This is a genomic window from Brucella sp. NBRC 113783 (assembly GCF_040372265.1).
GTDB classification, from domain to species: domain Bacteria; phylum Pseudomonadota; class Alphaproteobacteria; order Rhizobiales; family Rhizobiaceae; genus Brucella; species Brucella teleogrylli.
In genome coordinates, this window is record NZ_BAABRX010000001.1 from 971,961 (window position 1) to 998,462 (window position 26,502).

A 26,502-nucleotide genomic window follows, 5' to 3' on the forward strand; every position below is an offset into this window, starting at 1 on the left:
TCAGGGCCTCGTTTCCCGATGACGAGAACACGGGCCGATTACTGCTCGCAAGGAGAAATAGATGTCCAGAGCTAAGACTTCCCATTACCGCAAGAGCGTTGCAGCCGTTGCAGTTTGCGCTGCCCTTGCAGGCGCGTTTGTCGCGACTGGCCCGCTTGGCGCACTCAACGATGCCCGCGCGGAAGCCGTTCAGGTGACGCCGCCGCAGCAGACTGTCGGCTTCGCTGATCTGGTTTCAAAGGTACGTCCTGCCGTCGTCAGCGTCACCGTGAAGAAGAACGTTCAGGAAGCCGATAGCCGTGGCGGTCAGAATTTTGGTGCGCGCGGTTTTGACCAGCTGCCCGACGATCATCCGCTGAAGCGCTTCTTCCGTGATTTCGGCATGGAACCGCCGAGTGGCGATGCGCGTCCCGATGGTCGCCGTGGCCCCGGCAAGCGTCCGGGCCGTCCGGGTCATGAGCGCCCCTATGCACAGGGCTCCGGCTTCTTCATCTCTGAAGACGGTTATGTTGTCACCAACAATCACGTCGTTTCCGACGGTGACGCCTATACGGTCGTCATGGATGACGGCACCGAACTCGACGCCAAGCTGATCGGCACCGATCCGCGCACCGACCTTGCCGTGCTGAAGGTTGACGATGCCAAGCGCAAGTTCACTTATGTCGCTTTCGGCGATGACAATCAGGTGCGCGTCGGCGATTGGGTTGTTGCAGTCGGCAATCCGTTCGGTCTCGGCGGCACGGTGACCTCGGGTATCGTTTCGGCCCGTGGCCGTGACATCGGAGCTGGTCCTTACGACGACTTCATCCAGATCGACGCGGCTGTGAACAAGGGCAACTCGGGTGGCCCGGCTTTCAACCTGTCCGGTCAGGTCGTCGGCATCAACACCGCCATTTTCTCGCCTTCGGGCGGCAGCGTCGGTATCGCCTTCGCAATCCCGTCGGGCACTGCAAAGCAGGTTGTCGATCAGCTCATCAAGAAGGGCTCGGTTGAGCGCGGCTGGATTGGCGTGCAGATCCAGCCGGTGACGAAGGATATCGCTGCTTCGCTTGGTCTGGCCGAGGAAAAGGGCGCAATCGTCGCTGCACCGCAGAAGGATGGTCCCGCAGCCAAGGCTGGCATTCAGGCCGGTGACGTGATCACCGCCGTAAATGGGGAAACGGTACAGGATCCGCGTGATCTGGCCCGCAAGGTTGCCGGTATCAATCCGGGCGAAAAGGCAGCCCTCAGCGTCTGGCGCAAGAACAAGGCTGAAGAAATCAGCATCACCATCGAGGCGATGCCGAAGGATCTGAAGCAGGCTGGCGGTACGACGGATGAAGACAAGGGCGGCCAGCAGAGCGAAACGCTCGACAGCTACGGCCTGACCGTGACGCCTTCGGAAGATGGTGACGGCGTGGTGGTTACCGATGTCGATCCCGATAGCGATGCCGCCGACCGTGGCGTTCGCTCCGGCGATGTCATCGTCAGCGTCAACAACCAGACGGTGAAGAGCGCCAAAGACATCAACAACGCCATCAGCGAAGCCTCCAAGTCGGGTCGCAAGGCTGTGCTGCTGCAATTGCAGAGCAACGATCAGAGCCGCTTCGTGGCCTTGCCGATCGATCAGGGTTGATGACCGGTATCCGTAGCGACTTCTGAACAATCGATGCCAGGCGGGTAACTGCCTGGCATCGTCTTAGAGCGCGTTTCGATCTGATTGCATCAGATCTGCGCTCTCAGTTTTTGTTTACGCACCTCTTATCCGAAAACTGTCTTACACTTTTCGGGATGTGCTTTATCTCCGAATGTAATTTATAAGTGGCGCCATGAAAATTCTCGTTATTGAAGATGACCGCGAAGCTGCTCGTTATCTGGAGAAAGCTTTCAGCGAAGCCGGACATTCGGCAGATATTGCCGGTGACGGCGAGACCGGTTATGCGCTGGCGGAAAACGGCACTTATGACGTGCTGGTCGTGGACCGTATGCTGCCGAAGCGCGATGGACTGTCTGTCGTGGCGGGCCTGCGGGCCAAGGGCATGGAAACGCCGGTGCTAATTCTATCTGCGCTCGGCGAAGTCGATGACCGCGTGACGGGCCTGCGTGCTGGCGGCGATGACTATCTGACCAAGCCCTATGCATTTTCCGAGCTTCTGGCGCGCGTAGAAGTATTGCAGCGCCGTTCCAGCCCACGCGAGGCGGACACAATCTATCGCGTCGGCGATCTCGAGCTTGACCGGCTTGCGCATACGGCGCGCCGTCAGGATGTCGATATCACGCTGCAACCGCGTGAATTTCGCCTTCTCGAATATCTCATGCGTCATGCCGGGCAGGTGGTGACCCGCACCATGCTGCTGGAAAATGTATGGGATTATCACTTCGACCCTCAGACCAATGTGATCGACGTGCATATTTCGCGTCTGCGCTCCAAGATCGAAAAGGGCTTTGACGGCCCGCTGCTGCATACGGTGCGTGGCGCCGGTTACATGCTGAAGGCCGGGCGTGCCAAACAGACCGCCGCCAAGGTGGACTGATGGGTCGGTTTTCCGCGCTTATGCGCACCACGGCGGTGCGCCTGTCGGCTCTTTATCTGCTTCTCTTCGTGGTCGGGGCCGTCGCATTGGTCTTTTACATGACCAATCTGTCGGCTTCGATCCTCACCGCCCAGACCCAACAGGCACTGGGCGAAGAGGTGGCCAGCATCGGCAAGAGCTATGCGCGCGGCGGTATTCCGCAGCTTGTGCGCAGCATCGATTATCGCTCGCGCCAGCCGGGCGCTTATCTTTATCTGGTCGCCGACCCAACGGGGCGCATTCTGGCAGGCAATGTCGAAAGCGTGGAACCAGGCGTGCTGGACACGGACGGCATTGTTGAGCGCGCCTTTGTCTACAAGCGCTATGGCGAACAGGGGGCAGAAAGCGATCATCGCGCCGTTGCCGTGGTAATTGCGCTGCCAAATGGCATGCGCCTGATGGTCGGGCGCGATCTTGGCGAGCCGGAGCGCTTCCGCGACATCATTCGCAGTTCACTCATGCTGGCGCTTGGCATTATGGGCGCGGGCGCGCTTTTGATCTGGCTCGTGGTCGGACGCCGCGCCTTGAAGCGCATCGATGACGTATCCAAAGCCTCGCAGCGTATCATGGATGGCGACCTGACCGGGCGTCTGCCGGTCAACGGCTCGGGCGATGAATTCGACCGGTTGTCGGGCAATCTCAATGTCATGCTCGGGCGCATATTGGAGTTGAATGAAGGGCTGAAGCAGGTTTCCGATAATATTGCTCACGATCTCAAGACGCCGCTGACCCGGCTGCGCAATCGCGCCGAGGAAGCACTGGCGGGCAAAAAGGCGGGGCCGGAATATCGGGAAGCTCTGGAAGATATCATTGGCGAATCGGATCAGTTGATCCGCACCTTCAACGCGATCCTGATGATTTCGCGTCTTGAGGCTGGTTATTCGACGGAAAACCTCGAAGACCTGCCGGTCGCGCCCATCGTGCGTGATGTGGCGGAGATGTATGAGCCGGTGGCGGAAGACGCGAATGGGAAGCTGACGCTTGGCGCTCTGGACGAGGTGGTGCTGCATATCAACCGCGAACTGGTGGGCCAGACAGTTTCGAACCTCGTGGACAATGCGATCAAATATGCCAGTTGCGAGGAACGCGAGGCAAATGTCTCGCTCGCCATGGAGCGCGATGCTAACTGGGTGCGGATCATCGTGGCCGATAATGGACCGGGCATCCCCGAGGAAAAACGCGAACAGGCGACAGAACGTTTCGTGCGTCTGGAGGAAAGCCGTACGCAACCGGGTTCCGGCCTCGGTTTGAGTCTTGCCAAGGCGGTCATGAAGTTGCACGGTGGCGCGCTTCGTCTTGAAAGCAACGAACCGGGACTGCGTGCTGTTCTGGAATTTCCGTTGCCGCAGGGCGAGGTGAAATAAGCATAATTCGATGAGGGGATCATGGCGGCTGACGATACAAAGGCACTGTTTTTCGAGAGAGACCTTTGTGCGCTGGTGCCGCTTGATCCTGATCGGGCGCGATCTTTCCTCGCCGATCTGATTGAACGGTCCCGCGAGGACGAACTGCCGAAAGTCGCCGCTCTGCTGGAAACGCAGAAAGCTTCGGCCTTCCTGTCAGCGGTACTCGATCTGTCGCCCTTCATTCGCGAAGCGCTGAACCGGCATCCATCTATTTTGAGCCGGATCGTTTCTGCTTCGCCAGAAACTGCATTGCACGACATTCTTGCGACGGTTTCCGTGTGCTGCATGGAGGAGGGCGCGAGCGAAGCTTCGCTTATGGCCGATCTGCGCCGCTTCAAACGCGAAGCGCATGTGCTGATCGCGCTTTGCGATCTGGCGCATATTTTCGACACCGAAGCCACCACCGGCTGGCTGACCGATCTGGCCGAGGCCTGCACCGGTGCTGCCGTGCGCTTTTTGCTGCGCGATGCGGATGCTGCGGGCAAGATCAAGCTGCCCGACAGGAACAAGCCCGACAAGGATTGCGGCTGGATCGTGCTGGGCATGGGCAAGTTCGGCGCCCGCGAGCTGAACTATTCCTCCGACATTGATCTGATTGTCTTCATCGACGAAACCAAACCGGCCATCGGCGATCCTTATGAATGCGTGGACACGTTTTCGCGTCTGACACGGCGTCTTGTCCGCATCCTTCAGGATCGCACGGCGGATGGCTATGTCTTCCGAGTTGATCTTCGCTTGCGTCCAGATCCGGGTTCGACGCCGCTTGCCATTCCCGTTGGCGCGGCGCTGCATTATTACGAAGGGCGCGGGCAGAACTGGGAGCGCGCCGCCATGATCAAGGCGCGGCCCGTCGCCGGTGATCGCGCGTCCGGTCGTCAGGTGTTGGCTGAACTCTCCCCTTATGTCTGGCGCAAATATCTCGATTATGCGGCGATTGCCGATGTTCATTCGATCAAGCGGCAAATCCACGCCCATAAGGGCCATGGCGACATTGCCGTTCGCGGGCACAATGTGAAACTTGGTCGCGGCGGTATCCGCGAGATCGAGTTTTTCGTCCAGACCCAGCAATTGATCGCTGGCGGACGCTTTCCGGAACTGCGCGGCAATCAGACTGTGCCGATGCTCGGCCAACTGGCGGAGCGCGGCTGGATCACGGAAAAAGCGCGCGATGCGCTGGCCAAGGAATATTATTTCCTGCGCGATGTGGAACACCGCATCCAGATGATTGCCGACGAGCAGACCCATATTCTTCCTGAAGACGACGAAGGCTTTGCCCGTGTCGCCCATATGATGGGCTATGCTGATCCGTCAGAGTTTTCCGATGTTTTCCTCGAAGCGCTCAAGATCGTTGAAAAGCACTATGCGGCCCTGTTCGAACAGGCGCCGGAACTGGGCACCTCGACCGGCAATCTCGTCTTCACCGGCGATGTGGACGATCCGGGTACGCTGGAGACGCTCGCCGCCATGGGCTATGAGCGCCCGAGCGACATCTGCCGTGTCATCCGCACCTGGCATTTCGGACGCTATCGCGCCACGCAGTCAGCGGAAGCGCGCGAGCGCCTGACCGAACTGACGCCTGCGCTCCTCAAAGCCTTCGCCGAGACCAAGCGCGCCGACGAGTCGTTGTTGCGGTTCGACAGTTTCCTGCAAGGTCTGCCTGCGGGCATCCAGCTTTTCAGCCTGCTGCAATCCAATCCGCGCCTGCTCAATCTGCTTGTGATGATCATGAGCGCCGCGCCACGGCTGGCCGAAATCATCACCCGCAATCCGCATGTTTTCGACGGACTGCTCGACCCGGCTATCTTTTCAGAAATGCCGACCCGCTCCTATCTTGAAGAACGGCTGCGCGTCTTTCTCGGGGCCGCGACCGACTATGAGGAAGTGCTGGACCGGCTGCGCATCTTCGCGGCTGAACACCGTTTCCTGATCGGCATTCGCCTGCTGACAAGCGCGATTGACGGCGTGCGCGCCGGCCGCGCTTTTTCTGATCTGGCCGAGCTGATGATCGGCAAAGCATTCGAGGCCGTGGAGGCCGAATTGCAGCGTCGCCACGGCAAGGTCAAAGGCGCGAAATCCGCGCTGCTCGCCATGGGCAAGCTTGGCAGTCGTGAACTGACGGCAGGTTCCGATGTTGATTTGATCTTGCTCTACGATCATGACACGGATGCTGATGAATCGGACGGTGAAAAGCCGCTCGCCCCGTCGCAATATTATATCCGCCTGACGCAACGCCTGATCGCCGCGCTGTCTGCGCCGACAGCGGAGGGCGTGCTCTATGAAGTCGACATGCGGTTGCGCCCTTCGGGCAACAAGGGACCTGTTGCAACGCATATTGAATCCTTCGGCAAGTATCAACGCACTGAAGCCTGGACCTGGGAGCATATGGCGCTCACGCGCGCGCGCCCGATCCACGGCGACGAGGATTTTATTGCGCATATCACGGCGGAAATCGACGAGGTGCTATCAACGCCGCGTGACGTGAAGAAGATTGCCAAGGATGTGCGCGAAATGCGCGACCTGATCTATCAGGAAAAACCACCGCGCGACGATTGGGATTTCAAGCTGAAACCGGGCGGCATTGTCGATCTGGAATTCATCGCCCAGTTTGCGGCGCTGGTCGGCAAGGTGACGAAGAAGCCGCGTCCGCTTGGAACGGAGGAGGTGCTGGCATCGCTCGACCCGGCCTATGCGGAACCAGCCCTTGCCGACAGTCTGGTTGAAGCACACCGGCTTTACACCAATCTCAGCCAGACCATTCGCCTGTGTCTCGGCGGCGATGCCCCGCGCGACGAGTTCATTCCGGGCATGATCGATCTTCTGTGCCGCGCCGCCGATATGCCCGACATCAAGCGTGTCGAACATCATCTGACCGAACTGGCGAAGGAAGTGCGTGCGAGCTTTGAGAAGCTCGTTAGCGTCTAAATTTACGCCGCGTGGATCGCGGTGCTGTGCCCGCTGATCTGAACCGCCTTGCGGTCGGGTATGCTGACCGCAACCACCGTGCCGACGCCTTCGGTCGAGCGGATGCGCAGCCAGCCGCCATGCAGTTCGGCCAATGAACGGGTGATGGCGAGCCCGAGGCCGGAGCCGCTATGGCTCTTGGTGAACTGGTTTTCAACCTGTTCAAACGGCTGGCCGATCTTCTTCAATGCCGATTTTGGAATGCCGACGCCCGTGTCCTGAATGGTCATGAACAGGGCCGATCCGGCCTTGCGGGCGCGCACTGTGATGTGCCCGTTATGGGACGTGAACTTGACCGCGTTGGACAGAAGATTGATCAACACCTGCTTGACCGCGCGGCGGTCGGCATAGAGCTGCATCGCATCTTCGATGCGCGTTTCGACCGTGATGTTCTTCTCGTCGGCCTGCAGCGAAATCATGCGTACCGTCTCATTTATGAGCGGGCAAAGGTCGATCTGCTCACGGTCGAGCGAGAAATGACCGGCTTCGATCTTCGACATGTCGAGAATGTCGTTGATGACATTCAGCAGGAAGTTACCGCTGGTGTGAATATCGTTGATATATTCCTCGTAGCGGTCGGAGCCGAGGGGCCCGAAGGTGCCCGCCTGGATCATCTCCGAAAAGCCGATGATCGCATTGAGCGGCGTGCGCAGCTCATGGGACATATTGGCGAGGAATTCCGACTTGGCGCGGTTGGCGGCTTCGGCGCGTTCCTTTTCCTGACCGTATTTGCGGGCAAGTTCGGACAATTCGCGCACACGGTCGCGCTCGCCTTTGCGGGCAATGGACAGATCGTGGATCGTTGCCATGAGGCGACGTTCGCTGTCCACCAAACGTTCCTGATGCAGCTTGAGCTGGGTAATGTCGGTGCCGATGGAAACGAGGCCGCCATCCTGCGTGCGGCGTTCGTTGACCTGTAGCCAGCGGCCATCGCTGAGCTGGCGTTCAAAGGTCTGACCGCCTGCGCGATTGTGTTCGTTGGCCATGCGGCGTTCGAAGGTGAACGGGCGCGTATGGGCGTCGACTTCATTGCGCGGCACGCCCGGCTTCAGCGTCCAGACTGGCAGACCCGCATATTCGCTGAACTTGGAATTCGCCATCACCAGACGGTTGTTGGAATCCCAGAGAATGAAGGCTTCCGAAATATTCTCGATGGCTTCGCGGATGCGCATGTCCGCTTCCGCTGTCGCTTCCGCAAAGCGGTGCTGTTCGCTGACGTCGAAGGCGATGCCGACCAGATGCAGGTCGCCCTCGGCGGCAATATCGGCACGCACACGCATCCACACCCACGACCCGTCCGCATGGCGCATGCGGAACACGCGGTCGACATGTGAGAAGTCTCCAGCGGCGGCTTGCTCAGCAAGAGAATAAAGGTCGCCGTCTTCAGGATTGATGATCGCAGCGACATCGCCAAAGGGCAGAACCGCGTCCTGCGCTTCATAGCCCAGCATTTCATACATGGAATGCGACCAGTAGATGCGCCCGCGCGCCATGTCCCAATCCCAGAGGCCGCAGCGTCCGCGCGCCATGGCCAGATCAATCCGGCGCTGGATCTGGTTGGACAGATCGTCGGCTTCGCGAGCGCGCGCTGCCTGACTGAAATAGGCGTAGAGAATGGCGAACATGACGCCGGTGGTGCCTGCAAAGAGCGTGACGTTGAGCGACACGGCGCGACGCCATTCGGCAAAGATCGTGTTTTCTGCTTCCGTCGCTATGACGGAATAGGGCGCCGTCAGTGGCTTGGACAAGGCGCCATAGGCGGCTTCGCCCTGCAACATCACTTTCAATACGCCTGCGCGCTCGGCAAAGAGGAACAGCGGTTGCGCTTCCGTCAGGATCGTATCGATCGGCTTCCCGGTCAAATCGGAGAGCGGGCCGGAGGCTGCGACCACCAACGACTGACCGTCCAGGACGGCAACCGTCATGCCGGGCGAGGAGAGGCCGCGCGAGCGAAATTCGGCAATCGTGTCCTGAAGGTCTTTGGCGGAAATCTGCGCGCCTGCCGTGGTGCCGTTCGCCACGCGCTCGATCATTTGCGCGAGATTGGCGGTCGCCGCCGACAGCGAAGCCTTGTGCTGCTGTTCGATATCGTCATGCCAGGCCAGCATGGAGAACACGCGGGCGACACCCAAAATGACGAGGAAGATGATGATCAGCGCGGGAACGAGGCGGCGCAGAATGGGTTCCATCGAGATAAACTTGCCATAGGCCGGACCCGCGAGAAGACGGACATGGCCAGAGACCTTGCCTTTCCTTCTCTTCCGACCGGATTCGCAATGCGTCCCCGCCGGCGCGCCATACGCGTCGGTGCTCGCCATCTGATGGTCCCTCGTGAAATGCCTGCGAGTGAAGTGATTCGGAATACGCCACCTCCGAATGCATTCAATGAATCAAAAGTGATTCGCGCTGTCCAGCGATTTCGTTAACGAGACGTAAAAAAGCCCGTTTGCTGCTGCTGATTTTCTTATGAATCTCAAGCTCTTAACTGGAATCAGTTCGTCAGCTGACGCGCTTAAATCCATGAAAAGACTCATGAAAAACATGCTCGCTCCGAAAGCTTGTCAGACAAGCGCTGGCGGGCATAGCTGTTCACCCTGCCAGCCGCGACGAGGCGGCGGGCAGGGGCGAATCATGCTGTTTCGATTGTCGCCAGCGAATCAGGCGAGAGTGCGGTCCACGATGTCGCGCAGGTCGGTGGAAAGCTTCGCCGTACCCGATATGCGGGCAAGAGCGGCACGGGCGTGTTCGCGCCGCGTTTCTTCGAGCGACCGCCACGAACGCATCGAGGTCAAAAGCCGCGCCGAGAGCTGCGGGTTTTCGGGATCGATGGCGAGGATCGTGTCGGCGAAGAACGCATAGGCCGCGCCGTCCTTGCGGTTGAAACCGGTCGGATTCGACGCCGAGAACGAGCCGATCAGCGAGCGCACCCGATTGGGATTGTCGAGCGAGAACAGGCGATGGACGGCAAGCTTGCGCACCGTTTTCAGCGCATGGTCGCCGGGTCGGGTTGCCTGAACATTGAACCATTTGTCCATGACAAGGCCGTCGCCGCCGAAACGCTGTTCAAAGCCGGACAGGGCTTCCTGTGCTTCATCCGTATCGCCGAAGCGATGGACGAGAATCGTCAGCGCTGCGAAGCGGTCGGTCATGTTGTCGGCATCTGCATATTGCAGGGCGGCACGACGCTGGTTCTGCTCATGGCGGCTCAGATAATCGAGCAGCGCATTGCGCAAGGAACGCTTGCCTGCGGCTTCCGCATCCGGCGTGAACGCGCCGGTCTGCTTGAGACCGTCGTAAAGTTTCGCGAAATCGGTCGCATAGGCCGATGCAATCGCGGCGATCAAGTGGTCACGGCTGGCAAGGATAGCGTCGGGATCGACATTGTCACCCATTTCACGCGCCACGTCGCTTTCGCTTGGAAGCGTCAGGCAGAGTGCGCGGAACGCCGGGTCGAGCGTTTCGTCGGACGCAACGCGACCGACCAGTTCAACTACCTTGGCATTCAGCTCCGGCTGATAACCGCCGCGAACGCGCTTTGCGCCGTCGAGCAGGGCGCGGGTGAGAATGCTGGTCATGGCCTGCCAGCGCGCAACCGGATCGCTGTCGTTCAGCGCCAGAAATGTCAGGTCTTCCTCGGAGAGCGGTGAAGTGAGATTGACCGGCGCGGAAAAGCCGCGCAGCAGCGAGGCAACCGGGCGCGCCTTGATGCCGTGGAAAAGAATGGTTTCAGACGCATGGTGCAGATGGATGACATGGTCATGCACGTCGCCACCTTCCACGGAAGTGGGCTCTATATCCTTGCCGTCTGGCCCAATAAGGCCGAACGCGATTGGGATATGCATCGGCTTTTTCACCGGCTGGCCGGGTGTCGCCGCCAGCGCTTGTTTCAAACGGATGGTGAAGGTTTCAGCCGCCGCATCATAATCGAAATCCGCTTCCACGCGCGGGGTGCCTGCCTGATCGTACCAGAGCGCGAATTGCGCAAAGTCTTGTCCGGAAACGTCGGCGAAAACCTTGATGAAATCTTCGATGGTGGCGGCATCGCCGTCATGGCGCTCGAAATAGAGGTCCATGCCCTTGCGGAACAGGTCCGGGCCGATGATCGTGCGGATCATGCGCACGACTTCCGAGCCTTTTTCATAGACCGTCGCCGTATAGAAATTATTGATTTCGCGGTATTCGCGCGGGCGCACCGGATGGGCGAGGGGGCCGCCATCTTCCGGGAACTGCTGCGCCTTCAGGATCTTCACCTCGGCGATGCGCTTTACCGGGCGGGAGCGCTGGTCGGCAGAGAATTCGTGATCGCGATAGACGGTCAGCCCTTCCTTGAGGCAGAGCTGGAACCAGTCGCGGCAGGTGATGCGATTGCCGGTCCAGTTGTGAAAATACTCATGCGCGATGACGGCCTCAATACCGGCATAATCCAGATCGGTTGCGGTTTCCGGGTCGGCCAGCACATATTTGTCGTTGAAGACATTGAGGCCCTTGTTTTCCATCGCGCCCATATTGAAATCCGACACGGCGACAATGTTGAAAACATCGAGATCATATTCGCGCCCGAACTTTTCCTCGTCCCATTGCATGGAGCGCTTCAGCGCATCCATGGCGTAAAGCGCGCGCTTCTCCTTGCCATGCTCGACATAGATGGCGAGATCAACCGGACGTCCCGAAGCGGTGGTGAAATGATCCTTCACGACGCCGAGCGAGCCGGCAACGAGAGCGAAGAGATAGGACGGCTTCGGATGCGGATCGTGCCACACTGCAAAGTGCCGGTCGGCATTGCCTGCCGTCGCGCTGTTTTCAACGGGGTTGCCATTGGCGAGCAGGATCGGTGCGGCTTCGCGGTCGGCTTCGACACGCACGGTATAGACGGAAAGCACGTCGGGCCGGTCATAATAATAGGTGATGCGGCGAAAGCCTTCCGCTTCGCATTGCGTGCAATACACGCTGCTGGAGCGATAAAGCCCTGACAGCTGGCGGTTGGTCGACGGGTTGACGGCGGTGACGATTTCCAGCGTGAAACGCTCGCCTTCCGGCAAATCGCTGATGGTCAGGAGATCTGGCGTCGCGGCATAGCTGTTATCAGCAAGCGGCGTGCCGTTGATGGCGATGCTGACGAGCTTCAGTTCGTCGCCGTCGAGGACCAGCGGTGTGCCGGGCGCGGTGCCCGGGCGGCGCTCGATGGTCAACTCGGCGCGGACAATGGTGTTTTCCGGCTCCAGCGTGAAGTCGAGTTTTGTTTCCGGTATCGCGTAAGGCGTCGGGCGGTAATCTTCGAGACGAAATGTCTGGCCGGTTTCTGTACGCATTGCGGAACTCTTTCTGTGGACTTCAGAGCATTTCCAGCAAAAGTGCGAAGCGGTTTTGCGTTCGGAAATGCGTAAACACAAATGGATAGAGCGGTTCCGACGATTCCGTCTAAACAGGAACCGCTCTCATGCTGGATTCGTACCCGGCTTTTGCGCAAACGACAAGAAAAGCGCTTGCGTCAATTAAATTTCGCGATCACGCCAAGTCCGGGTGGCGGTTCTCTGCAAACAAGCTTAAGAAATCAATGTGGTCATAATATTCAGGCCACGCTTTTTACGCGGTACGTTTGGGGAATTGCATCGTGAACGCTCGTGCGAGTGCACCTGTTGAGGCGGCAGGGCTGGACTCGAATCCGATGCTCGGCATCGGCCTCAAGATTGCTTCCGTTGCCGTTTTCGTCGGCATGTCCACCATGCTCAAGGCCGCTGACGGCGTGCCGCTTGGGCAGCTGATTTTCTTCCGATCCTTTTTTGCGGTGATTGCCGTTCTGCTCTATCTGCAATGGCGTGGGCAGCTTTCCGGCGCGTTTCGGACGCAGCACGGTTTCAGTCATTTCTGGCGTGGTCTGGTCGGCGTCTGTTCCATGACGATGAGCTTCTTTGCGTTGATGAAACTGCCGCTTCCCGAAGCAATCGCCATTAATTACGCCTCGCCGCTGATCACGGTGATTCTCGGCGCGGTCATCCTGCATGAAGTCGTGCGGTTCTATCGCTGGAGCGCGGTTCTGGTTGGCCTGTTCGGCGTGCTGGTGATTATCTGGCCGCGAATGACGCTGTTTTCGCAAGGCAATGTCGGGCAGGCCGAGGCGATTGGGGCGCTATCCGCATTGGGTGCAGCTTTCACCTCCGCCATCGCCATGCTGCTGGTGCGGCGTCTGGTGCAGACAGAACGCACGGCAACAATCGTGATCTATTTTTCGCTATCGGCAAGCGTCATTGCGCTGTTTAGCCTGCCTTTCGGCTGGGTCGTGCCGAGCTGGACACAGCTGGCTCTGCTTGTCGGTGCGGGATTTGCGGGCGGCATTGCGCAGATTTTGCTCACCGAATGCTACCGTCATGCGCCGATGTCTACCATCGCGCCCTTTGAATATACGTCGATGTTGCTTGGCCTGTTGATCGGCTTCCTGCTGTTCGGTGATGTGCCGACCATGGAAATGCTGGTCGGCAGCGTCATTGTGATGGCAGCGGGCGGGTTCATCATCTATCGCGAACACAAGCTCGCGCTCGAACCGCATAAGGTCAACGCGCCGCAAGGCCAGTAAAGATCAGCTTGTCGTTTCCTGCGGCCCTTCGGAACGCGGATCAAGCTGCATGGTTTCCGGCGTGGACTGGCCGTCCGGTGTGTGGAACTTGTATTCGGTTTTCTGCTCGCTGATCGCGGGGCGCTGAAGCCTGCGAATACGCCAGAAGGCGTGCAGGCCATAAACGCCAAAGGCGATGGCCATGGTTACGAAGAAGCCGGAAGGGCCGATGGCATCCATCAGCGGGCCGGAAAGTGCGGGTCCGATCACACTGCCCACACCATAGATGATCAGCAGTCCACCGGAGATTTTGACGAATTCGCTGGCGTCGGCATAGTCATTCGCGTGCGCGACATTAAGGCTGTAGATCGGATAGATCACCGAGCCGAACAGGAACATCATCGCATAGATTGCATAAGGCGCGGTCGGGTGGAACAGCACCATGACCAGCGACAATGCGAAGCCGATAAGCCCGGCCAGAACCATGACATAGCGCCGGTCCACGAAGTCAGAAGCGCGACCGAGCGGATATTGGAAAATGGCACCGCCGATCATTGCGGAGGCCAGCATGGTCGCAATGCCGAAGGTCGAAAGACCGTTCATCTCGCCATAGATCGCGGCAAGAAAGTTCCACGTACCGGCGACGATACCGGCGATGAGCGAGCCGATGGCTGCGGCGGGTGAGCGGCGGTAAAGCCCCTTGATGTCGAGCGACACTTGCGTCAGCGGGTTCGGCGATTGGGCACTGGACAAGGCCGTTGGCAGCAGGGCGCTGGCATAGATGATCGCGCAGACGATGAACAGCGTCTGCGTCATCGCATCGCCGAAGGGCAGGATATACTGTCCGCACATAAGCCCGAGCATAGTGATGATCATATAGATCGAGAAAATGCGCCCGCGCGATTCATTGGTCACGCGCTCGTTCAGCCAGCTTTCGATAATCATGTAGCTGCCTGCGAGCGAGAAGCCTGCGACACCACGAAAGATCATCCAGGCCGCCGGGCTGACCACAAGCGCATGAAACAACAGCGCCATCGACAGCAAGGTCAACAAAGCGGAAAACACGCGCACATGGCCGACGCGGCGCACCAGATGCGGCACGACGATACAGCCGATGGTGAAGGCCAGCGAATAGCTTGTTCCCATCCAGCCAATGGTGGTTGTGGACCAGCCTTCCATTCCGCCGCGTAGCGGCAGAAGAATACCCGCGAGGCCACCGGCAAGCAGCATCAGGAACGTGCTTGCAAGCAGGGCGGCGATGGGCAGGAGCTGGCCAGCCATGAAATACTCCGAAACGAAGAGTCTGGATTTTAAAACTACTTGTCGCCGTCAGGCGCTTTGGCAAGCGGCGAAATAGAACAAGTTTGCGGCATGTTGGTGACAAGCATTGCTCTCGTGCGAGAGGCGATGACACCGAAAGGCCGAAATATCAATTGCGTAATTCGTCTAGTTTCAACTTCACGGACAGAAAATCACGCCAGGCAAAACGCTTCTGTGCCGGTGTGCGCAGAAGATAGGCCGGGTGCAATGTCGGCAGCACAGGAATTTCCATGCCGGATGGCGTGCGGTGGATTTTCCAGTTGCCGCGAAGCCGCAATATGCCTTCGGTTGCTCCGGTCAGCGCCTTGCCTGCCGGTCCGCCGAGTGCGACCAGTATTTTCGGCGCGGCAAGCTCTATCTGCCGTTCGATGAACGGGCGGCAAAGCTCGGTTTCCAGCGGCGTCGGCGTGCGATTGCCCGGCGGGCGCCAGGGGATCGTATTGGCGATATAAACGCTCTCGCGCTTCAGACCGATGGATTCGATCATCCGGTTGAGAAGCTGGCCCGATTTGCCGACGAAAGGCAGCCCTTCCATATCCTCATCCCGTCCCGGCGCTTCGCCGATGAACATGATGTCGGAGGAAGGATCGCCATCGGCAAAGCAAAGGTTCTTCGCGGTGAATTTCAAATTGCAGCCGTCAAAGGCCGCAAGCTTCTCGCGCAGTTCGTCCAATGTCGCGGCTTGTGCCGCGGCCTCCCGGGCCAGAGCGATCTGGGCCGTATCGGGCACGTCGGCTGCGGCCTGAACAGGCCTGCTTTCCGGCGAAGGCGTTGCGGCGGCCGAGGGTTGCTGCCAGTTTTGCGAACGGCTTTGCTGGTTGGGCTGCTGCTGTGGCGGGCGAGGGCGCTCTGTGGCCTGCATGTCCGGTCGTGGCGCGGCAGGCGCACGCTGCGGTTCGGCAAAGCGGTCAATCGGCGTTTCCGAGAGCGGCATGTCAACGCCCGCTTCCGCATAGAAGCGGAGCAAGCCTTCCATATCCAGTATCTCGCGGCCATCAGTCATTTTGTACCTCAATAGATGAGGTGGCGAATTTTGACCGCGAATGCAAGAGCGCGCCGCGCTTTTCACGATCAAACCGCCGACTAACCACCGGAAGCTTGCCGGGGAGGTGAAAACCACCCCGGTCGCGACAAAAAATCCAGCGCACTGATTTCAAACAATTGAAATTGACGTTTACGTTAAAGTAAATATGATTAAACGCAGTCAGACGCTGATTTTGGACAATTGGACGCATTTGCGACAGTGACTAACTCTGTAAGAGGTTAAGGCGAATGACGGGAACAGGTAAATCCAATCGGATGCCAATCATTACTGGCCAATGCGCTGGTTGATGGGTATTCGCAAGGGGATTATGCGTAAAAACAATTGGATGCATCATCTCGCTGTCGTAATGAGACGATGATGGCATACCGAACGGAGGGATGAATGTCCGAAGCCCCAGAACATGCGAACCCGGAGCTTCCCGAACGCGAGAGCATGGAATTTGACGTTGTGATCGTCGGCGCGGGCCCTGCGGGTCTTGCGGCGGCGATCCGTCTGAAGCAGGTCAATCCAGAGCTTTCTGTCGTGGTCCTTGAAAAGGGCGGGGAAGTCGGTGCGCATATCCTGTCTGGCGCGGTTGTCGATCCGGTGGGCATCGACCAGTTGCTGCCGGACTGGCGGGACGACGAGGGGCACCCTTTCAAGACGCCGGTGACGGACGATCATTTCCTGCTGCTCGGCCCTGCCGGTTCGGTGCGTTTGCCGAATTTCGCCATGCCGCCATTAATGAACAATCACGGCAATTACATCGTGTCGCTCGGCAATGTCTGCCGCTGGCTTGGCACGAAGGCGGAAGAACTTGGCGTCGAAATCTACCCGGGCTTTGCCGCAACCGAAGTGCTTTACAATGACGAAGGCGCGGTCATCGGTGTCGCCACCGGCGACATGGGCGTCGAGCGCGACGGCACGCATGGGCCGAACTATACGCGCGGCATGGCGCTGCTCGGCAAATATACGCTGATCGGTGAAGGCGCGCGCGGTTCGCTGGCCAAGCAGCTGATCTCGAAGTTCAAGCTGGATGAAGGCCGCGAACCGGGCAAATACGGTATCGGCCTCAAGGAATTGTGGCAGGTCGATCCGTCCAAGCATAAGCCGGGTCTGGTGCAGCATTCGTTCGGCTGGCCGCTCGACATGAAGACCGGCGGCGGTTCGTTCCTCTATCATCTCGAAGACAATATGGTTGCGGTCGGCTTTGTGCTGCACCTCAACTACAAGAACCCGTATCTGTCGCCGTTTGAAGAATTCCAGCGTTTCAAGACGCATCCGGCCATCCGCGACGTGTTCGAAGGCGGCAAGCGCCTGTCCTATGGCGCGCGCGCGATTACGGAAGGCGGCTTCCAGTCGGTGCCGAAACTGTCCTTCCCGGGCGGCGCGCTGATCGGTTGCTCGGCAGGTTTCGTAAACGTGCCGCGCATCAAGGGCAGCCACAATGCGGTTCTGTCCGGCATTCTCGCCGCCGACAAGCTGGCGGAAGCCATTGCAGCCGGTCGCGCCAATGACGAACCGGTCGAGATCGAAAACAGCTGGCGTTCGAGCCTGATCGGCAAGGACCTGAAAAAGGTCCGCAACGTCAAGCCACTGTGGTCGAAGTTTGGCACAGTGGTGGGCGTCGCTCTCGGCGGTCTCGATATGTGGACGAACCAGCTGTTCGGCTTCTCGTTCTTTGGCACGCTGAAGCATGGCAAGAACGATGCGCAGTCGCTCGAACCGGCAGCAAAGCACAAGAAGATCGACTATCCGAAGCCGGATGGTGTTTTGACCTTCGACCGTCTGTCGTCGGTGTTTCTGTCGAACACCAATCATGACGAGAATGAACCAATCCATCTGCAAGTCCGCGATATGCAGTTGCAGACGACGTCGGAACACGATGTTTTTGCAGGCCCATCGACGCGTTATTGCCCGGCAGGCGTTTATGAATGGGTGGACAAGGACGGCAACTCGGCTGCGGACCCAAGCGCCAAGGATGTTCGTTTCGTCATCAACGCGCAGAACTGCGTGCATTGCAAGACATGCGATATCAAGGACCCGAACCAGAACATCAACTGGGTCCCGCCACAAGGCGGCGAAGGACCGGTCTATGTGAACATGTAATGCGAAAAGGCGGCCGTTGGCCGCCTTTTTTATTGCAGATGAATGACAGCTATGTCGTTTCGGGCAGAAAGATCGTGGCTTCCATGAAAGTCACGGCATTTCCCCGCAGAATAACGCGATCCTCGTTCAATTCGCAGTCGAGCCACCCTCCGCGTGCCGACGCCTGATAGGCCATGAGCTTGTCGCGTCCCAACCGTGAGGCCCAATAGGGCACAAGCGTGGCATGGATCGACCCTGTAACCGGGTCTTCTGGAATGCCTGCGCCCGGAACAAAATAGCGGGACACGAAGTCCGGCTTTGCATCGTCCGTTTCTTGCCCGGTCACAACAAGACCGACCGGGCCGAGAAGGGCAATTGCGGCGAGGTCCGGCACAAAACTCCGCACGGCATCGGCGCTGCCGAGATCGACAAAGAAGTTTTCAAAATTCCGAAAAATGTGGACAGGCGGCTCGGCGAAGATATCGGCAATTTCGCGGGGCAAAGCGTCAATGGTTTCCGGCGACAGGCGGGGAATGTCTAGCCTGTAGCTATCCGTTTCCCTCGACACACGCAGTTCTCCCACTCTGCTGTGGAAGACCAGCAGGGTGTCCGCCTTGGCCGTGGTGAACAAGACATGGGCTGTCGCAAGGGTAGCGTGACCACAGAAATCAACCTCATGCGCCGGGGCAAACCAGCGCAAATCCCATGCTCCATCGGGGCGAGGCTTGACGAAGGCGGTTTCGGCGAGGTTGTTCTCCTGCGCAATTGCCAGCATCAGTGCATCCGGTAGCCAATCGTCAAGGACGAGAACGGCAGCGGGATTTCCGCCGAAAAGGCGATCGGTAAACGCATCGACCTGATACATCTGCATGAGGAGTTCCTTCTATTGCAGCATGACGGACTGCGTTTCCGGTTCGTCTTCGTCCGGGCGCACCGGGGCTGGGACCGAAAAGTCCAGCCGAACGGGCAGGTGATCCGACCCGGCATCTTCGCGGGCTGCAGCCCTGGGCGCAACAATATCCGGGCTTGTGAAAATCTGATCGATAGGCAGGCCGAGAAAAGGCGCTAGCGACACCGGCAGGAACGACGGGAACCAGCTTCCCCCGATGCCTGTCATATGTGCGGTCTTCGACGCGGCCTCAATCCGGCGAACGGTATTGCTCCACGGCACGGCATTCAGATCACCAGCGATGATCGTCGGCCCAGCCAACTCCCTTAAGCTCGGCTCTATGAAGCCAAGCTGATAGGGCTGCCAGCGCGGCCATGGCCATGAAAAATGCAGTGAAGCTACGTTGACATGCGTGCCGCCGAGATCGACGGGGGCGATAGCGAGCACGCCATCACCGATGCAAACAGGTTGTGCGCCTTCAACGAAAGGACGGCGGGACAGTATACCCACGCCCCAAGTGCGGGGATCCTTACGGCAATGCAGGCGATAGGGATAAGTCCCTTGGAGAATATCGAGCCACTTCGTCCACTGCTCGCTGGCTTCCTGATAGGTGATGATGTCCGGCTTTTCGCGAGCGATCATTTGCAAGATGCGCTTTGGCTCCGGATTGTCCTCCCGCAGATTGATCTGAACGAGGCTATAGCGCGGCCCTGTTGCTTCGGCTGAGGTTGCGCCTGCCGTATCGCTGAGAAAATCACGCGCCATGCCGAGCGTGGTGCTGAGCGCCATGATGGCGAACAGCAGCAACATCGCACCTTCGCGCCGCATCTTGGTGAACAGCAGCGGCAGAGCCAGCACGATCATCAGAACCGCGAGATGTGCCCGAAAATGCGAAAACGAATCGAGCGCCGGATGGACCGCACCGAGAAATCCCAGCACGAGCGGGATGGATACCGCTACAGCGGCAAGCAGCAACAGGAAGGGGATATTCTCACGGCTCTTCGACATGAGATGCCTTTAGGGATGGATTACGGCGTGATGATGGAAGGAGGGCAGTAGGGGAATAAGGGAATAAGGGAATAGGGGAGTACGGGAGTATGTTGGTGCTGAGGCCGCATTCCCGAAGACCTACTCCCCTATTCCCTTATTCCCCTACTCCCCTAACCTCACTGGAACGCCGTCTCGTAGAAGCTTCGAAGCTTGCGCGAATGCAGCCTTTCATCCGGCATGGCGGCGATCTTTTCCACCGCGCGGATGCCGATGCGCAGATGCTGCGCCACTTGCCGCTTGTAGAACTCGGTCGCCATGCCCGGCAGCTTCAACTCGCCGTGCAGTGGCTTGTCCGAAACGCAGAGCAGGGTGCCGTAGGGTACGCGGAAGCGGAAGCCGTTGGCGGCGATGGTGGCCGATTCCATGTCGAGCGCAACGGCGCGTGCCTGCGAAAGACGCTGCACCGGGCCGCGCTGGTCGCGCAGTTCCCAGTTGCGATTGTCGATGGTGGCAACGGTGCCGGTACGCATGATGCGCTTGAGATCATAGCCTTCGAGGCCGGTGATTTCTTCGACCGCTTCTTCCAGCGCGACCTGAATTTCCGCCAGCGCGGGCAGGGGAACCCAGACCGGCAGGTCGTCGTCGAGAACGTGATCCTCACGCATATAAGCGTGGGCCAGCACGTAATCGCCAAGCTGCTGGCTGTTGCGCAGGCCTGCGCAATGGCCGAGCATCAGCCATGCATGCGGACGCAGCACGGCAATATGGTCGGTGATTGTCTTGGCGTTGGAAGGTCCAACGCCGATATTCACCATGGTGATGCCGGAATGGTCGGAGCGCTGCAGGTGATAGGCTGGCATCTGCGGCAGGCGTCCCAATGGGGTGCCGCTGCTTGGCGCGGTTTCGCCCGCACGGGTAATGAGATTGCCCGGTTCCACGAATTGTTCGTAACCGCCGCCGCCCTGCGCCATCAAATCGCGGGCATAGGCGCAGAACTCATCCATGTAGAACTGGTAGTTGGTGAAGAGCACGAAGTTCTGGAAATGCGCCGGGCTGGTCGCCGTGTAATGCGCCAGCCGGTGCAGCGAATAATCAATGCGCTGTGCCGTGAAGGGCGCAAGCGGCATCGGTTCGCCCGGCGCGGGTTCAAAGTCTGCATTGACGATCTTGTCGTCGGTGGCCGCCAGATCCGGCACGTCGAACAGATCGCGCAGCGGATGCTGGAAGGCGCTCGCGACCGAGGCCTCCACATAGGTGCCTTCCATGAAGGCAAAATGGATCGGGATCGGTGTGGACGATTCGCGCACCGTGACCGTCACGCCGTGATTGCGCATCAGCAGGCGGATTTGCTCGGTCAGATAATGGTCGAACAGGTCGGGACGGGTAATGGTGGCGGAATAATCGCCCGGCGTCGAAACATGGCCAAAAGCCAGACGCGAATCCACATGCGCGAAGCTCGATGTGGAAAGGCAAGTCTCGGGGTAGAAGGCGCGGTATCGCTGGGCACGTATTTCCCCGCGCGCCACTTTCTCGAAAGCATTGCGCAGAAAACCCGTATTGCGCTCGTAAAGCTTTTGCAGCGCGGCAACCGCCGCGCTCGCATCGGTAAACACCTCCGGCTCGACCGGCGACGGCGTTTTGATTTCGTTGAGAAATGATTGTTCGATTCGCTGTGTCATGGCTTAGTATAGCAGAGTCCATGACCATAAAATGAAGCAGATTATGCGGTGCGTTGCAGGCTGACATAGAGCACAAGGCCGACGCCACTCATCTTGGTGTGCTCGCCGATTTGCATATAGGCGAAGGTTGCCGCCGGGCCGGTGAAAATCGCTGTGAATAGGAATACGCGCAGCGCGATTGCGGCACTGGAACGAATGGTTTTGGTCATGGCTGTTTCCCCGTCTTGACCTGCATGGAAGCCAGCGGGCCGAACATCGTCTGGTCACGATAGCTATCGTGTTTCCTGTCTGCGAAGACGCCGGCGACAACCGCCAATCCGGCAATGAGCAGACAAACGATCGTCAGGCGCCTGAGCAACATGAAAGCCCCCAAAAGGTTCAAATCCGTCCTTGTTGTTGCCCAGTTTAGCGAGCGCGCCTGAACCGCAGCTGATACGGTCGTTCATGTGCGGTTCAAAAATATTGATGTTCCGTTAAATGCGCCGGATTGGTCTTGTGCCTGTCGAAATGGGTCTTATGTTTCCCATCATTGGAACGCGGGACGCTTCCCGCACAAATCTGCTGCACACACTCGAACGAGTTGGAGAAAGCCCATGGTTGAACAGACAAAGCCCATCGAGCTGTACTATTGGCCAACGCCGAACGGCGTCAAAATCAGCATCATGCTGGAGGAACTGGGCGTTCCTTACGAGGTCAAATATGTCAATATCGGCAAGGGCGACCAGTTCAAACCGGACTTCTTGAAGATTGCCCCAAACAACCGCATGCCAGCGATCATCGATCCCGAAGGGCCGGGCGGCGAACCGATCTCGGTTTTCGAATCCGGCGCTATTCTCCAATATCTTGGACGTAAGTTCGGTAAGTTTTACCCGACTGACGAACGCAAGCGCGTGGCCGTCGACGAATGGCTGATGTGGCAGATGGGCGGGCTGGGGCCGATGTCGGGTCAGGCGGGGCACTTCCGTCTCTATGCGCCGGAAAAGGTGCAGTATGGCATCGACCGCTATACCAATGAGGTCAACCGTCTTTATGGCGTGCTGAACCGTCAGCTCGAAGGCAAGGATTATATCACCGGCGAGTATTCCATCGCGGATATGGCCAGTATCGGCTGGGTGAATGCTTTCAAGAACTACGAGCAGAACCTCGATGATTTCCCGAATGTGAAGCGCTGGCATGAAACCATGAACGCGCGTCCGGCCGTCGCGCGCGGTCTGCTTGTCGGTAAGGAAGAGCGCGAAAAATCCAATCTCGCTAACGACAAGGAAGCGCAGAAGATTCTCTTCGGCCAGAAAGCGCGCTAAACGCGGAATAAAAGGAAAGGGCGGCTATTCAGGCCGCCCTTTTCGTTTGGTGACTGTTGCCGCCGCGATTATTGGCGCGTCAGGCTTTCGCTCTTGCAGATCAGGCCGCCGAGTACGCATCCCGACAGCGATAGTGTGTTGCCCTTCACCGATGCCTTGCCCGTATAGGTCTTGCCTTCGTCGAGCTTGTTGACTTCGCCCTTGTAGCTGCCACCCGTGCCGGACATGGTGCCGATGGACTTGCCCTTGTACTCGCCGGTCATGACCGTGCCGCAGAATTTGTTGCCGCCGCAGGACGCATAGCTGATGATGGTACCGTTCGGGCGCTTCCAGCTGCCCACAATGCCTTCCTCCGCCAGGGCGGGCGCGGCGAAACTGGCTGCAAGTGTCATTCCAAGAATAAGAGTGCGGATCATTCATTCCTCCCAATGTGCGCCAGTCCCGCTCCATCGGGATATGGCGCAAACCGCTTCGTTCATTTGCCGTGGTCGCCGTAACCGGGGCCTTTGCCTGATCGAAAAGCCTCGGATTGCGCCGGTTTTGCAAGACGACAGTGTTCTCCCCCAATCGCCACGACTTACGCAAACGTAAACGTAAACGAGATTTCGCAAGAGCGGAAGTGGAATTTTCACTCTCGCGGGAGCGTTGGTGAAGGGATTCTCTGCGCATGTGTAAACGTCGAAATGCACCAATCCGACGGACAGCGTTTGTCCTATGGTTATCATCCGGTTTCCATGCACCGAGTGGATTTGAATTGAATTTTTGGAAAAACCCAGCAATCCGCGAGGCTTGGATGTTTAACAAAATCCCAAGTTTACACCTTGTTGGGATTTTGTTGGTCAGACGTTAAGCATCTGGTTTAACGCGCATTTCAGCCCTGAGCTCTATTCTCGACATTATGAACGGAACGACAGAGACGGCGTTTTCAAAGCGGTAGCAACCGCCACGAAAGAAAGACCGGACGGTTCTCGGGATTTAACAGGGACAAAGAAAAATGGCACAGTTTCAGAGCTTTACGCAGCAGCAAAAGATCGCCTCGCAGGACCGCATTCTTCTGGAAATGGGCATGAAGTTTGCAATCGGTCGTGATTGCGAGATCGACGTGGTCGCAGCCCATAAGTGGCTCAACATCGCTGCCATTCGCGGCAACGAAAAGGCCGCCCGGATGCGCAATCAGGTGGCCGCCACAATGAGCAAGACTGAACTGGCCGCAGCCCTTCGCGATGCACGCGAATGGATGACCACGCACTGATACTGCGAAAGTCATGACCGGAAACAAAAGCCGCCTTCGAAGGCGGCTTTTTTGCATCAGCTCATGCCGAGATAGCGGCCCGGCTTGTGATTGATCGCGATGATGAGGTTCATCGCCACTGCGCCCAGCAGGGACAGCGCCATGTTCTGCCACGGGATGAAGAACAGTGATGCCAGCATGATCACCAGATCAAGGCCGAGCTGAAACCAGCCCGCCCGAATTTTATAAGCGTCCTGGAGATAGAGCGCCAGAATATTGACGCCGCCGACGCCGGAGCGGTGGCGGAAAAGTGCCAACACACCCATTCCCATCAAGGTGCCGCCCATCAGCGCAGCAAACAGCGGATTGACAGTGCTGAAATCGACGCTCTGCGGTATCAGCCAGGCAAAACCCGACAACATGCCGACCGCAACGAAGGTGCGGATCGTGAATGGCCATCCCATGCGCCGGATGGCAAAATAATAGAACGGCAGGTTGATCAGGAAATAAAGAAGGCCGAAATTTGTGCCCGTCGCATATTGAATGAGAAGGGCGATACCGGCGGTGCTGCCGGTCATCAAAGTTGCATGACTGTAAAGATTGATACCGAGCGCGATAAACGACGTGCCAATGAGCATGGCCATCGCGTCTTCGTAGAGGCGATGACGGTCGTGGCTCATTGTATTGGGCACACCGGCAAGCGGAGCGGCGCTATCTGCGATATTGGCCACGTTCGGACTCCAGCAGCGAGAGCCGGGAAACCGGCTCAAAAGTTAAAAGCCGGATTGGGTCCGGCGCTCGTTTAACAGATGATTGCGCTGTGCCGATAGGGTCGTTGTTGCGATGATCGTACACGAACGTCAAGTCTTGGGAGACGCATGGAATATAGCAGTGCCAGAGCGCCTTGGCATCATTTGAAATATTGCTATTTTACGATCACCTTTATTGGCTAGCTACTTTTTATGGTCGGTTTGCTTTTGTTTTGTTTCGCGACGAATGCTGTCGAGAAAAGCGTCCACTTCGCGGGGCTCGCGTAAATGGCGCTTTATGAGGTGATTTGGGGCCTCTTCCATGAATTTCAGGGCGCGAATTCGCCCATTTTTGCGATAATCGACCACCCATTTGATGAAATCCCAGTCAAAACGCTCCGGGCAGTCTAAGCCCATATCCGGTCGGGTGCGGCCATGATATTTCACGATGCGCCAGATGATCCGCCAGAGGCGATGACTAGTTGAAATATCGAGAAAGATGAGCATATCGGCCCGCGAGGCGCGATAGGCCATGGTATGGCTGTGATTGCCCTCAAAGACCCAGGCCTCACCGTCCGCCGCTTCCTTTGTCAGACGTGCGATTTCATCCAGCGAACGCATCACCCAGCCTGGTTGCCAGTAGATGGTGTCGATGTGGATGACCGGCAGGTCCAGCATCTGGCCCAGTTCCCGCGCCAGCGTTGATTTTCCTGAACCGGCGCCACCGATAATCATGATACGCTGTGGCATCGTCCACCGTCCTTAATGCAGTTTCTGCTTAAATAGAAAGCGGTCAATTTGATGGCGTTACTATGTCGTTACTATGAAGGCGGTAACCATAACGGGCCGAAAATGATCGTTAGAAAATTTGTATTGCCAGAGCCTGTAATATTAAGCAAACGATTGACAGTCAATTTTGCCAGGAGCAATGTTGGCGCGGAAAAGGAATGAACAGGAGCAACAGGTTGGGCCTGCGTTCTTCTTAATTCCGGCATATGCTGAGGAATATAGAATCCCTGCATATGCAATAGAGATTGGTCGGGAAGCATCAATCCGGTGTCTCGCGATCCAAGGGGCCGTATTCGATAGGGAGTGACGCAATGTCCATTCGAACCATCACAGCTTTGGCAGGCACCGCCATCATTATGGGTGCAGCGGCTTTCACCTTCTCGTCGCCTGCAAGCGCGTTGACGATGAAGGAATGTAGCACCAAGTATCAGGCCGCCAAAGACGCCGGAACGCTCGGCAATCTGAAGTGGAACGACTTCCGCAAAGCGCAGTGCGGCGACGACGATACTGCAGCTGCTCCGGCGGCACCTGCCGCAGCAGCGCCAGCCGCCAAGGCTGCAAAAACGGCAGCTCCTGCCGCTGATGACAGCGCCAAGGGCCTGACGATGAAGCAGTGCAGCGCCAAATATCAGGCTGCCAAGGACGCAGGCACAGATGGTGGCGTGAAGTGGAACGATTTCCGTAAGGCCGAATGCGGCGCCGGAGCCGATCCGATTGCGCTCAGCACGGATGGCAATAGCGAACCTGCTGCACCAACCGTCGCGGCTCCAAAGGGCGTGAAGTTCCCAACTGCCGTTTCTGCGAAATATTCGAATGAATCGGCTGGCAAGGCGCGCATGCACACCTGCCTTGAGCAGTATCACGCATTGAAGGATGCCAATGCACTTGGCGGCCTGAAGTGGGTGCAGAAGGGCGGCGGCTATTACAGCCTTTGCAATGCACGCCTCAAGGGCAATTCCTGATCTAAAGCATG

At 58.1% G+C, this 26,502-nt stretch carries 21 protein-coding genes; 9 read left to right on the forward strand and 12 right to left on the reverse strand.

Going from position 1 to position 26,502, the window contains the following annotated elements; genetic code table 11:
• Positions 1-61 precede the first annotated feature (61 nt).
• From ABWW11_RS04495 to ABWW11_RS04510, 4 genes are all read left to right on the forward strand, one after another.
• On the forward strand, positions 62-1,615 hold the full coding sequence (locus ABWW11_RS04495; RefSeq protein WP_109368611.1) for a Do family serine endopeptidase: 1,554 nt from the start codon (positions 62-64) through the stop codon (positions 1,613-1,615).
• Positions 1,616-1,808: 193 nt separating this feature from the next.
• The gene (locus ABWW11_RS04500) at positions 1,809-2,513 is read left to right on the forward strand and encodes a response regulator transcription factor (protein WP_109368612.1); all 705 of its coding nucleotides are present in this window, start codon (positions 1,809-1,811) and stop codon (positions 2,511-2,513) included.
• Positions 2,510-3,916: a sensor histidine kinase gene (locus ABWW11_RS04505; protein WP_171318999.1), complete on the forward strand. Its 1,407-nt coding sequence runs from the start codon at positions 2,510-2,512 to the stop codon at positions 3,914-3,916. The genes ABWW11_RS04500 and ABWW11_RS04505 overlap by 4 nt, the downstream gene beginning before the upstream one ends.
• A 21-nt stretch (positions 3,917-3,937) precedes the next feature.
• On the forward strand, positions 3,938-6,880 hold the full coding sequence (locus ABWW11_RS04510; protein WP_121535521.1) for a bifunctional [glutamine synthetase] adenylyltransferase/[glutamine synthetase]-adenylyl-L-tyrosine phosphorylase: 2,943 nt from the start codon (positions 3,938-3,940) through the stop codon (positions 6,878-6,880).
• A gap of 2 nt (positions 6,881-6,882) precedes the next feature.
• On the opposite strand, the gene ABWW11_RS04515 is transcribed toward ABWW11_RS04510, so the two are convergent.
• Positions 6,883-9,237, reverse strand: coding sequence for a PAS domain-containing sensor histidine kinase (locus tag ABWW11_RS04515; protein ID WP_283735773.1), 2,355 nt, complete (start codon positions 9,235-9,237; stop codon positions 6,883-6,885).
• Between the two features lie 339 nt (positions 9,238-9,576).
• Complete coding sequence (pepN, locus tag ABWW11_RS04520; protein WP_121535527.1) at positions 9,577-12,228, reverse strand: aminopeptidase N; 2,652 nt, start codon at positions 12,226-12,228, stop codon at positions 9,577-9,579.
• Between the two features lie 356 nt (positions 12,229-12,584).
• Here pepN and ABWW11_RS04525 point away from each other — a divergent pair, with 356 nt between their 5' ends.
• A complete protein-coding gene (locus ABWW11_RS04525) occupies positions 12,585-13,490 on the forward strand; it encodes a DMT family transporter (protein ID WP_121535531.1) in 906 nt (301 codons plus the stop codon).
• A gap of 3 nt (positions 13,491-13,493) precedes the next feature.
• Here the strand turns inward: ABWW11_RS04525 and ABWW11_RS04530 are convergent, their stop codons facing one another.
• Positions 13,494-14,750, reverse strand: coding sequence for an MFS transporter (locus ABWW11_RS04530; protein ID WP_121535534.1), 1,257 nt, complete (start codon positions 14,748-14,750; stop codon positions 13,494-13,496).
• Positions 14,751-14,898: 148 nt separating this feature from the next.
• Positions 14,899-15,792 (reverse strand): uracil-DNA glycosylase, encoded by an 894-nt coding sequence (locus ABWW11_RS04535; protein ID WP_109368619.1) that lies wholly within the window; start codon positions 15,790-15,792, stop codon positions 14,899-14,901.
• 423 nt (positions 15,793-16,215) lie between these two features.
• Here ABWW11_RS04535 and ABWW11_RS04540 point away from each other — a divergent pair, with 423 nt between their 5' ends.
• Positions 16,216-17,922: an electron transfer flavoprotein-ubiquinone oxidoreductase gene (locus ABWW11_RS04540; RefSeq protein WP_121535537.1), complete on the forward strand. Its 1,707-nt coding sequence runs from the start codon at positions 16,216-16,218 to the stop codon at positions 17,920-17,922.
• 49 nt (positions 17,923-17,971) lie between these two features.
• Here the strand turns inward: ABWW11_RS04540 and ABWW11_RS04545 are convergent, their stop codons facing one another.
• The 5 genes from ABWW11_RS04545 to ABWW11_RS04565 all read right to left on the reverse strand — a co-directional run bounded on the left by ABWW11_RS04545 (position 17,972) and on the right by ABWW11_RS04565 (position 21,820).
• Positions 17,972-18,772, reverse strand: a complete 801-nt coding sequence (locus tag ABWW11_RS04545) for a PhzF family phenazine biosynthesis protein (protein ID WP_121535540.1) — start codon at positions 18,770-18,772, stop codon at positions 17,972-17,974.
• A gap of 12 nt (positions 18,773-18,784) precedes the next feature.
• A complete protein-coding gene (locus ABWW11_RS04550; RefSeq protein WP_121535543.1) occupies positions 18,785-19,798 on the reverse strand; it encodes an endonuclease/exonuclease/phosphatase family protein in 1,014 nt (337 codons plus the stop codon).
• Positions 19,799-19,956: 158 nt separating this feature from the next.
• Positions 19,957-21,459, reverse strand: coding sequence for an AMP nucleosidase (locus ABWW11_RS04555; RefSeq protein ID WP_319081237.1), 1,503 nt, complete (start codon positions 21,457-21,459; stop codon positions 19,957-19,959).
• 41 nt (positions 21,460-21,500) lie between these two features.
• A complete protein-coding gene (locus ABWW11_RS04560; RefSeq protein WP_167836019.1) occupies positions 21,501-21,668 on the reverse strand; it encodes a hypothetical protein in 168 nt (55 codons plus the stop codon).
• Positions 21,665-21,820, reverse strand: coding sequence for a hypothetical protein (locus tag ABWW11_RS04565; protein WP_167836020.1), 156 nt, complete (start codon positions 21,818-21,820; stop codon positions 21,665-21,667). The genes ABWW11_RS04560 and ABWW11_RS04565 overlap by 4 nt, the downstream gene beginning before the upstream one ends.
• A 232-nt stretch (positions 21,821-22,052) precedes the next feature.
• Between ABWW11_RS04565 and ABWW11_RS04570 the strand changes: the two genes are divergently transcribed.
• Positions 22,053-22,760 (forward strand): glutathione S-transferase N-terminal domain-containing protein, encoded by a 708-nt coding sequence (locus ABWW11_RS04570; protein WP_109368624.1) that lies wholly within the window; start codon positions 22,053-22,055, stop codon positions 22,758-22,760.
• Between the two features lie 68 nt (positions 22,761-22,828).
• On the opposite strand, the gene ABWW11_RS04575 is transcribed toward ABWW11_RS04570, so the two are convergent.
• Entirely contained in the window at positions 22,829-23,176 is a 348-nt protein-coding gene (locus ABWW11_RS04575; RefSeq protein WP_109368625.1) for a DUF2147 domain-containing protein, read from the reverse strand.
• A gap of 578 nt (positions 23,177-23,754) precedes the next feature.
• Here ABWW11_RS04575 and ABWW11_RS04580 point away from each other — a divergent pair.
• Entirely contained in the window at positions 23,755-24,012 is a 258-nt protein-coding gene (locus tag ABWW11_RS04580) for a hypothetical protein (protein WP_109368626.1), read from the forward strand.
• 56 nt (positions 24,013-24,068) lie between these two features.
• On the opposite strand, the gene ABWW11_RS04585 is transcribed toward ABWW11_RS04580, so the two are convergent.
• Together ABWW11_RS04585 and ABWW11_RS04590 are read right to left on the reverse strand one after the other, a co-directional pair.
• The gene (locus tag ABWW11_RS04585; RefSeq protein ID WP_109368627.1) at positions 24,069-24,722 is read right to left on the reverse strand and encodes a YitT family protein; all 654 of its coding nucleotides are present in this window, start codon (positions 24,720-24,722) and stop codon (positions 24,069-24,071) included.
• Positions 24,723-24,944: 222 nt separating this feature from the next.
• A complete protein-coding gene (locus ABWW11_RS04590; protein ID WP_319081235.1) occupies positions 24,945-25,475 on the reverse strand; it encodes a P-loop NTPase family protein in 531 nt (176 codons plus the stop codon).
• Positions 25,476-25,840: 365 nt separating this feature from the next.
• On the opposite strand from ABWW11_RS04590, the gene ABWW11_RS04595 reads away from it, so the two are divergent.
• The gene (locus ABWW11_RS04595; protein ID WP_109368629.1) at positions 25,841-26,491 is read left to right on the forward strand and encodes an antifreeze protein; all 651 of its coding nucleotides are present in this window, start codon (positions 25,841-25,843) and stop codon (positions 26,489-26,491) included.
• Positions 26,492-26,502 lie beyond the last annotated feature (11 nt).

Bases quoted from the DNA above. Each gene is read 5' to 3' on its own strand.
- ABWW11_RS04495 (WP_109368611.1), top strand. From the start codon at position 62: ATGTCCAGAGCTAAGACTTCCCATTACCGCAAGAGCGTTGCAGCCGTT.
- ABWW11_RS04500 (WP_109368612.1), top strand. From the start codon at position 1,809: ATGAAAATTCTCGTTATTGAAGATGACCGCGAAGCTGCTCGTTATCTG.
- ABWW11_RS04510 (WP_121535521.1), top strand. From the start codon at position 3,938: ATGGCGGCTGACGATACAAAGGCACTGTTTTTCGAGAGAGACCTTTGT.
- ABWW11_RS04515 (WP_283735773.1), bottom strand. From the start codon at position 9,237: ATGGCGAGCACCGACGCGTATGGCGCGCCGGCGGGGACGCATTGCGAA.
- pepN (WP_121535527.1), bottom strand. From the start codon at position 12,228: ATGCGTACAGAAACCGGCCAGACATTTCGTCTCGAAGATTACCGCCCG.
- ABWW11_RS04525 (WP_121535531.1), top strand. From the start codon at position 12,585: ATGCTCGGCATCGGCCTCAAGATTGCTTCCGTTGCCGTTTTCGTCGGC.
- ABWW11_RS04530 (WP_121535534.1), bottom strand. From the start codon at position 14,750: ATGGCTGGCCAGCTCCTGCCCATCGCCGCCCTGCTTGCAAGCACGTTC.
- ABWW11_RS04535 (WP_109368619.1), bottom strand. From the start codon at position 15,792: ATGACTGATGGCCGCGAGATACTGGATATGGAAGGCTTGCTCCGCTTC.
- ABWW11_RS04540 (WP_121535537.1), top strand. From the start codon at position 16,216: ATGTCCGAAGCCCCAGAACATGCGAACCCGGAGCTTCCCGAACGCGAG.
- ABWW11_RS04545 (WP_121535540.1), bottom strand. From the start codon at position 18,772: ATGCAGATGTATCAGGTCGATGCGTTTACCGATCGCCTTTTCGGCGGA.
- ABWW11_RS04550 (WP_121535543.1), bottom strand. From the start codon at position 19,798: ATGTCGAAGAGCCGTGAGAATATCCCCTTCCTGTTGCTGCTTGCCGCT.
- ABWW11_RS04555 (WP_319081237.1), bottom strand. From the start codon at position 21,459: ATGACACAGCGAATCGAACAATCATTTCTCAACGAAATCAAAACGCCG.
- ABWW11_RS04560 (WP_167836019.1), bottom strand. From the start codon at position 21,668: ATGACCAAAACCATTCGTTCCAGTGCCGCAATCGCGCTGCGCGTATTC.
- ABWW11_RS04565 (WP_167836020.1), bottom strand. From the start codon at position 21,820: ATGTTGCTCAGGCGCCTGACGATCGTTTGTCTGCTCATTGCCGGATTG.
- ABWW11_RS04570 (WP_109368624.1), top strand. From the start codon at position 22,053: ATGGTTGAACAGACAAAGCCCATCGAGCTGTACTATTGGCCAACGCCG.
- ABWW11_RS04575 (WP_109368625.1), bottom strand. From the start codon at position 23,176: ATGATCCGCACTCTTATTCTTGGAATGACACTTGCAGCCAGTTTCGCC.
- ABWW11_RS04580 (WP_109368626.1), top strand. From the start codon at position 23,755: ATGGCACAGTTTCAGAGCTTTACGCAGCAGCAAAAGATCGCCTCGCAG.
- ABWW11_RS04590 (WP_319081235.1), bottom strand. From the start codon at position 25,475: ATGATTATCGGTGGCGCCGGTTCAGGAAAATCAACGCTGGCGCGGGAA.
- ABWW11_RS04595 (WP_109368629.1), top strand. From the start codon at position 25,841: ATGTCCATTCGAACCATCACAGCTTTGGCAGGCACCGCCATCATTATG.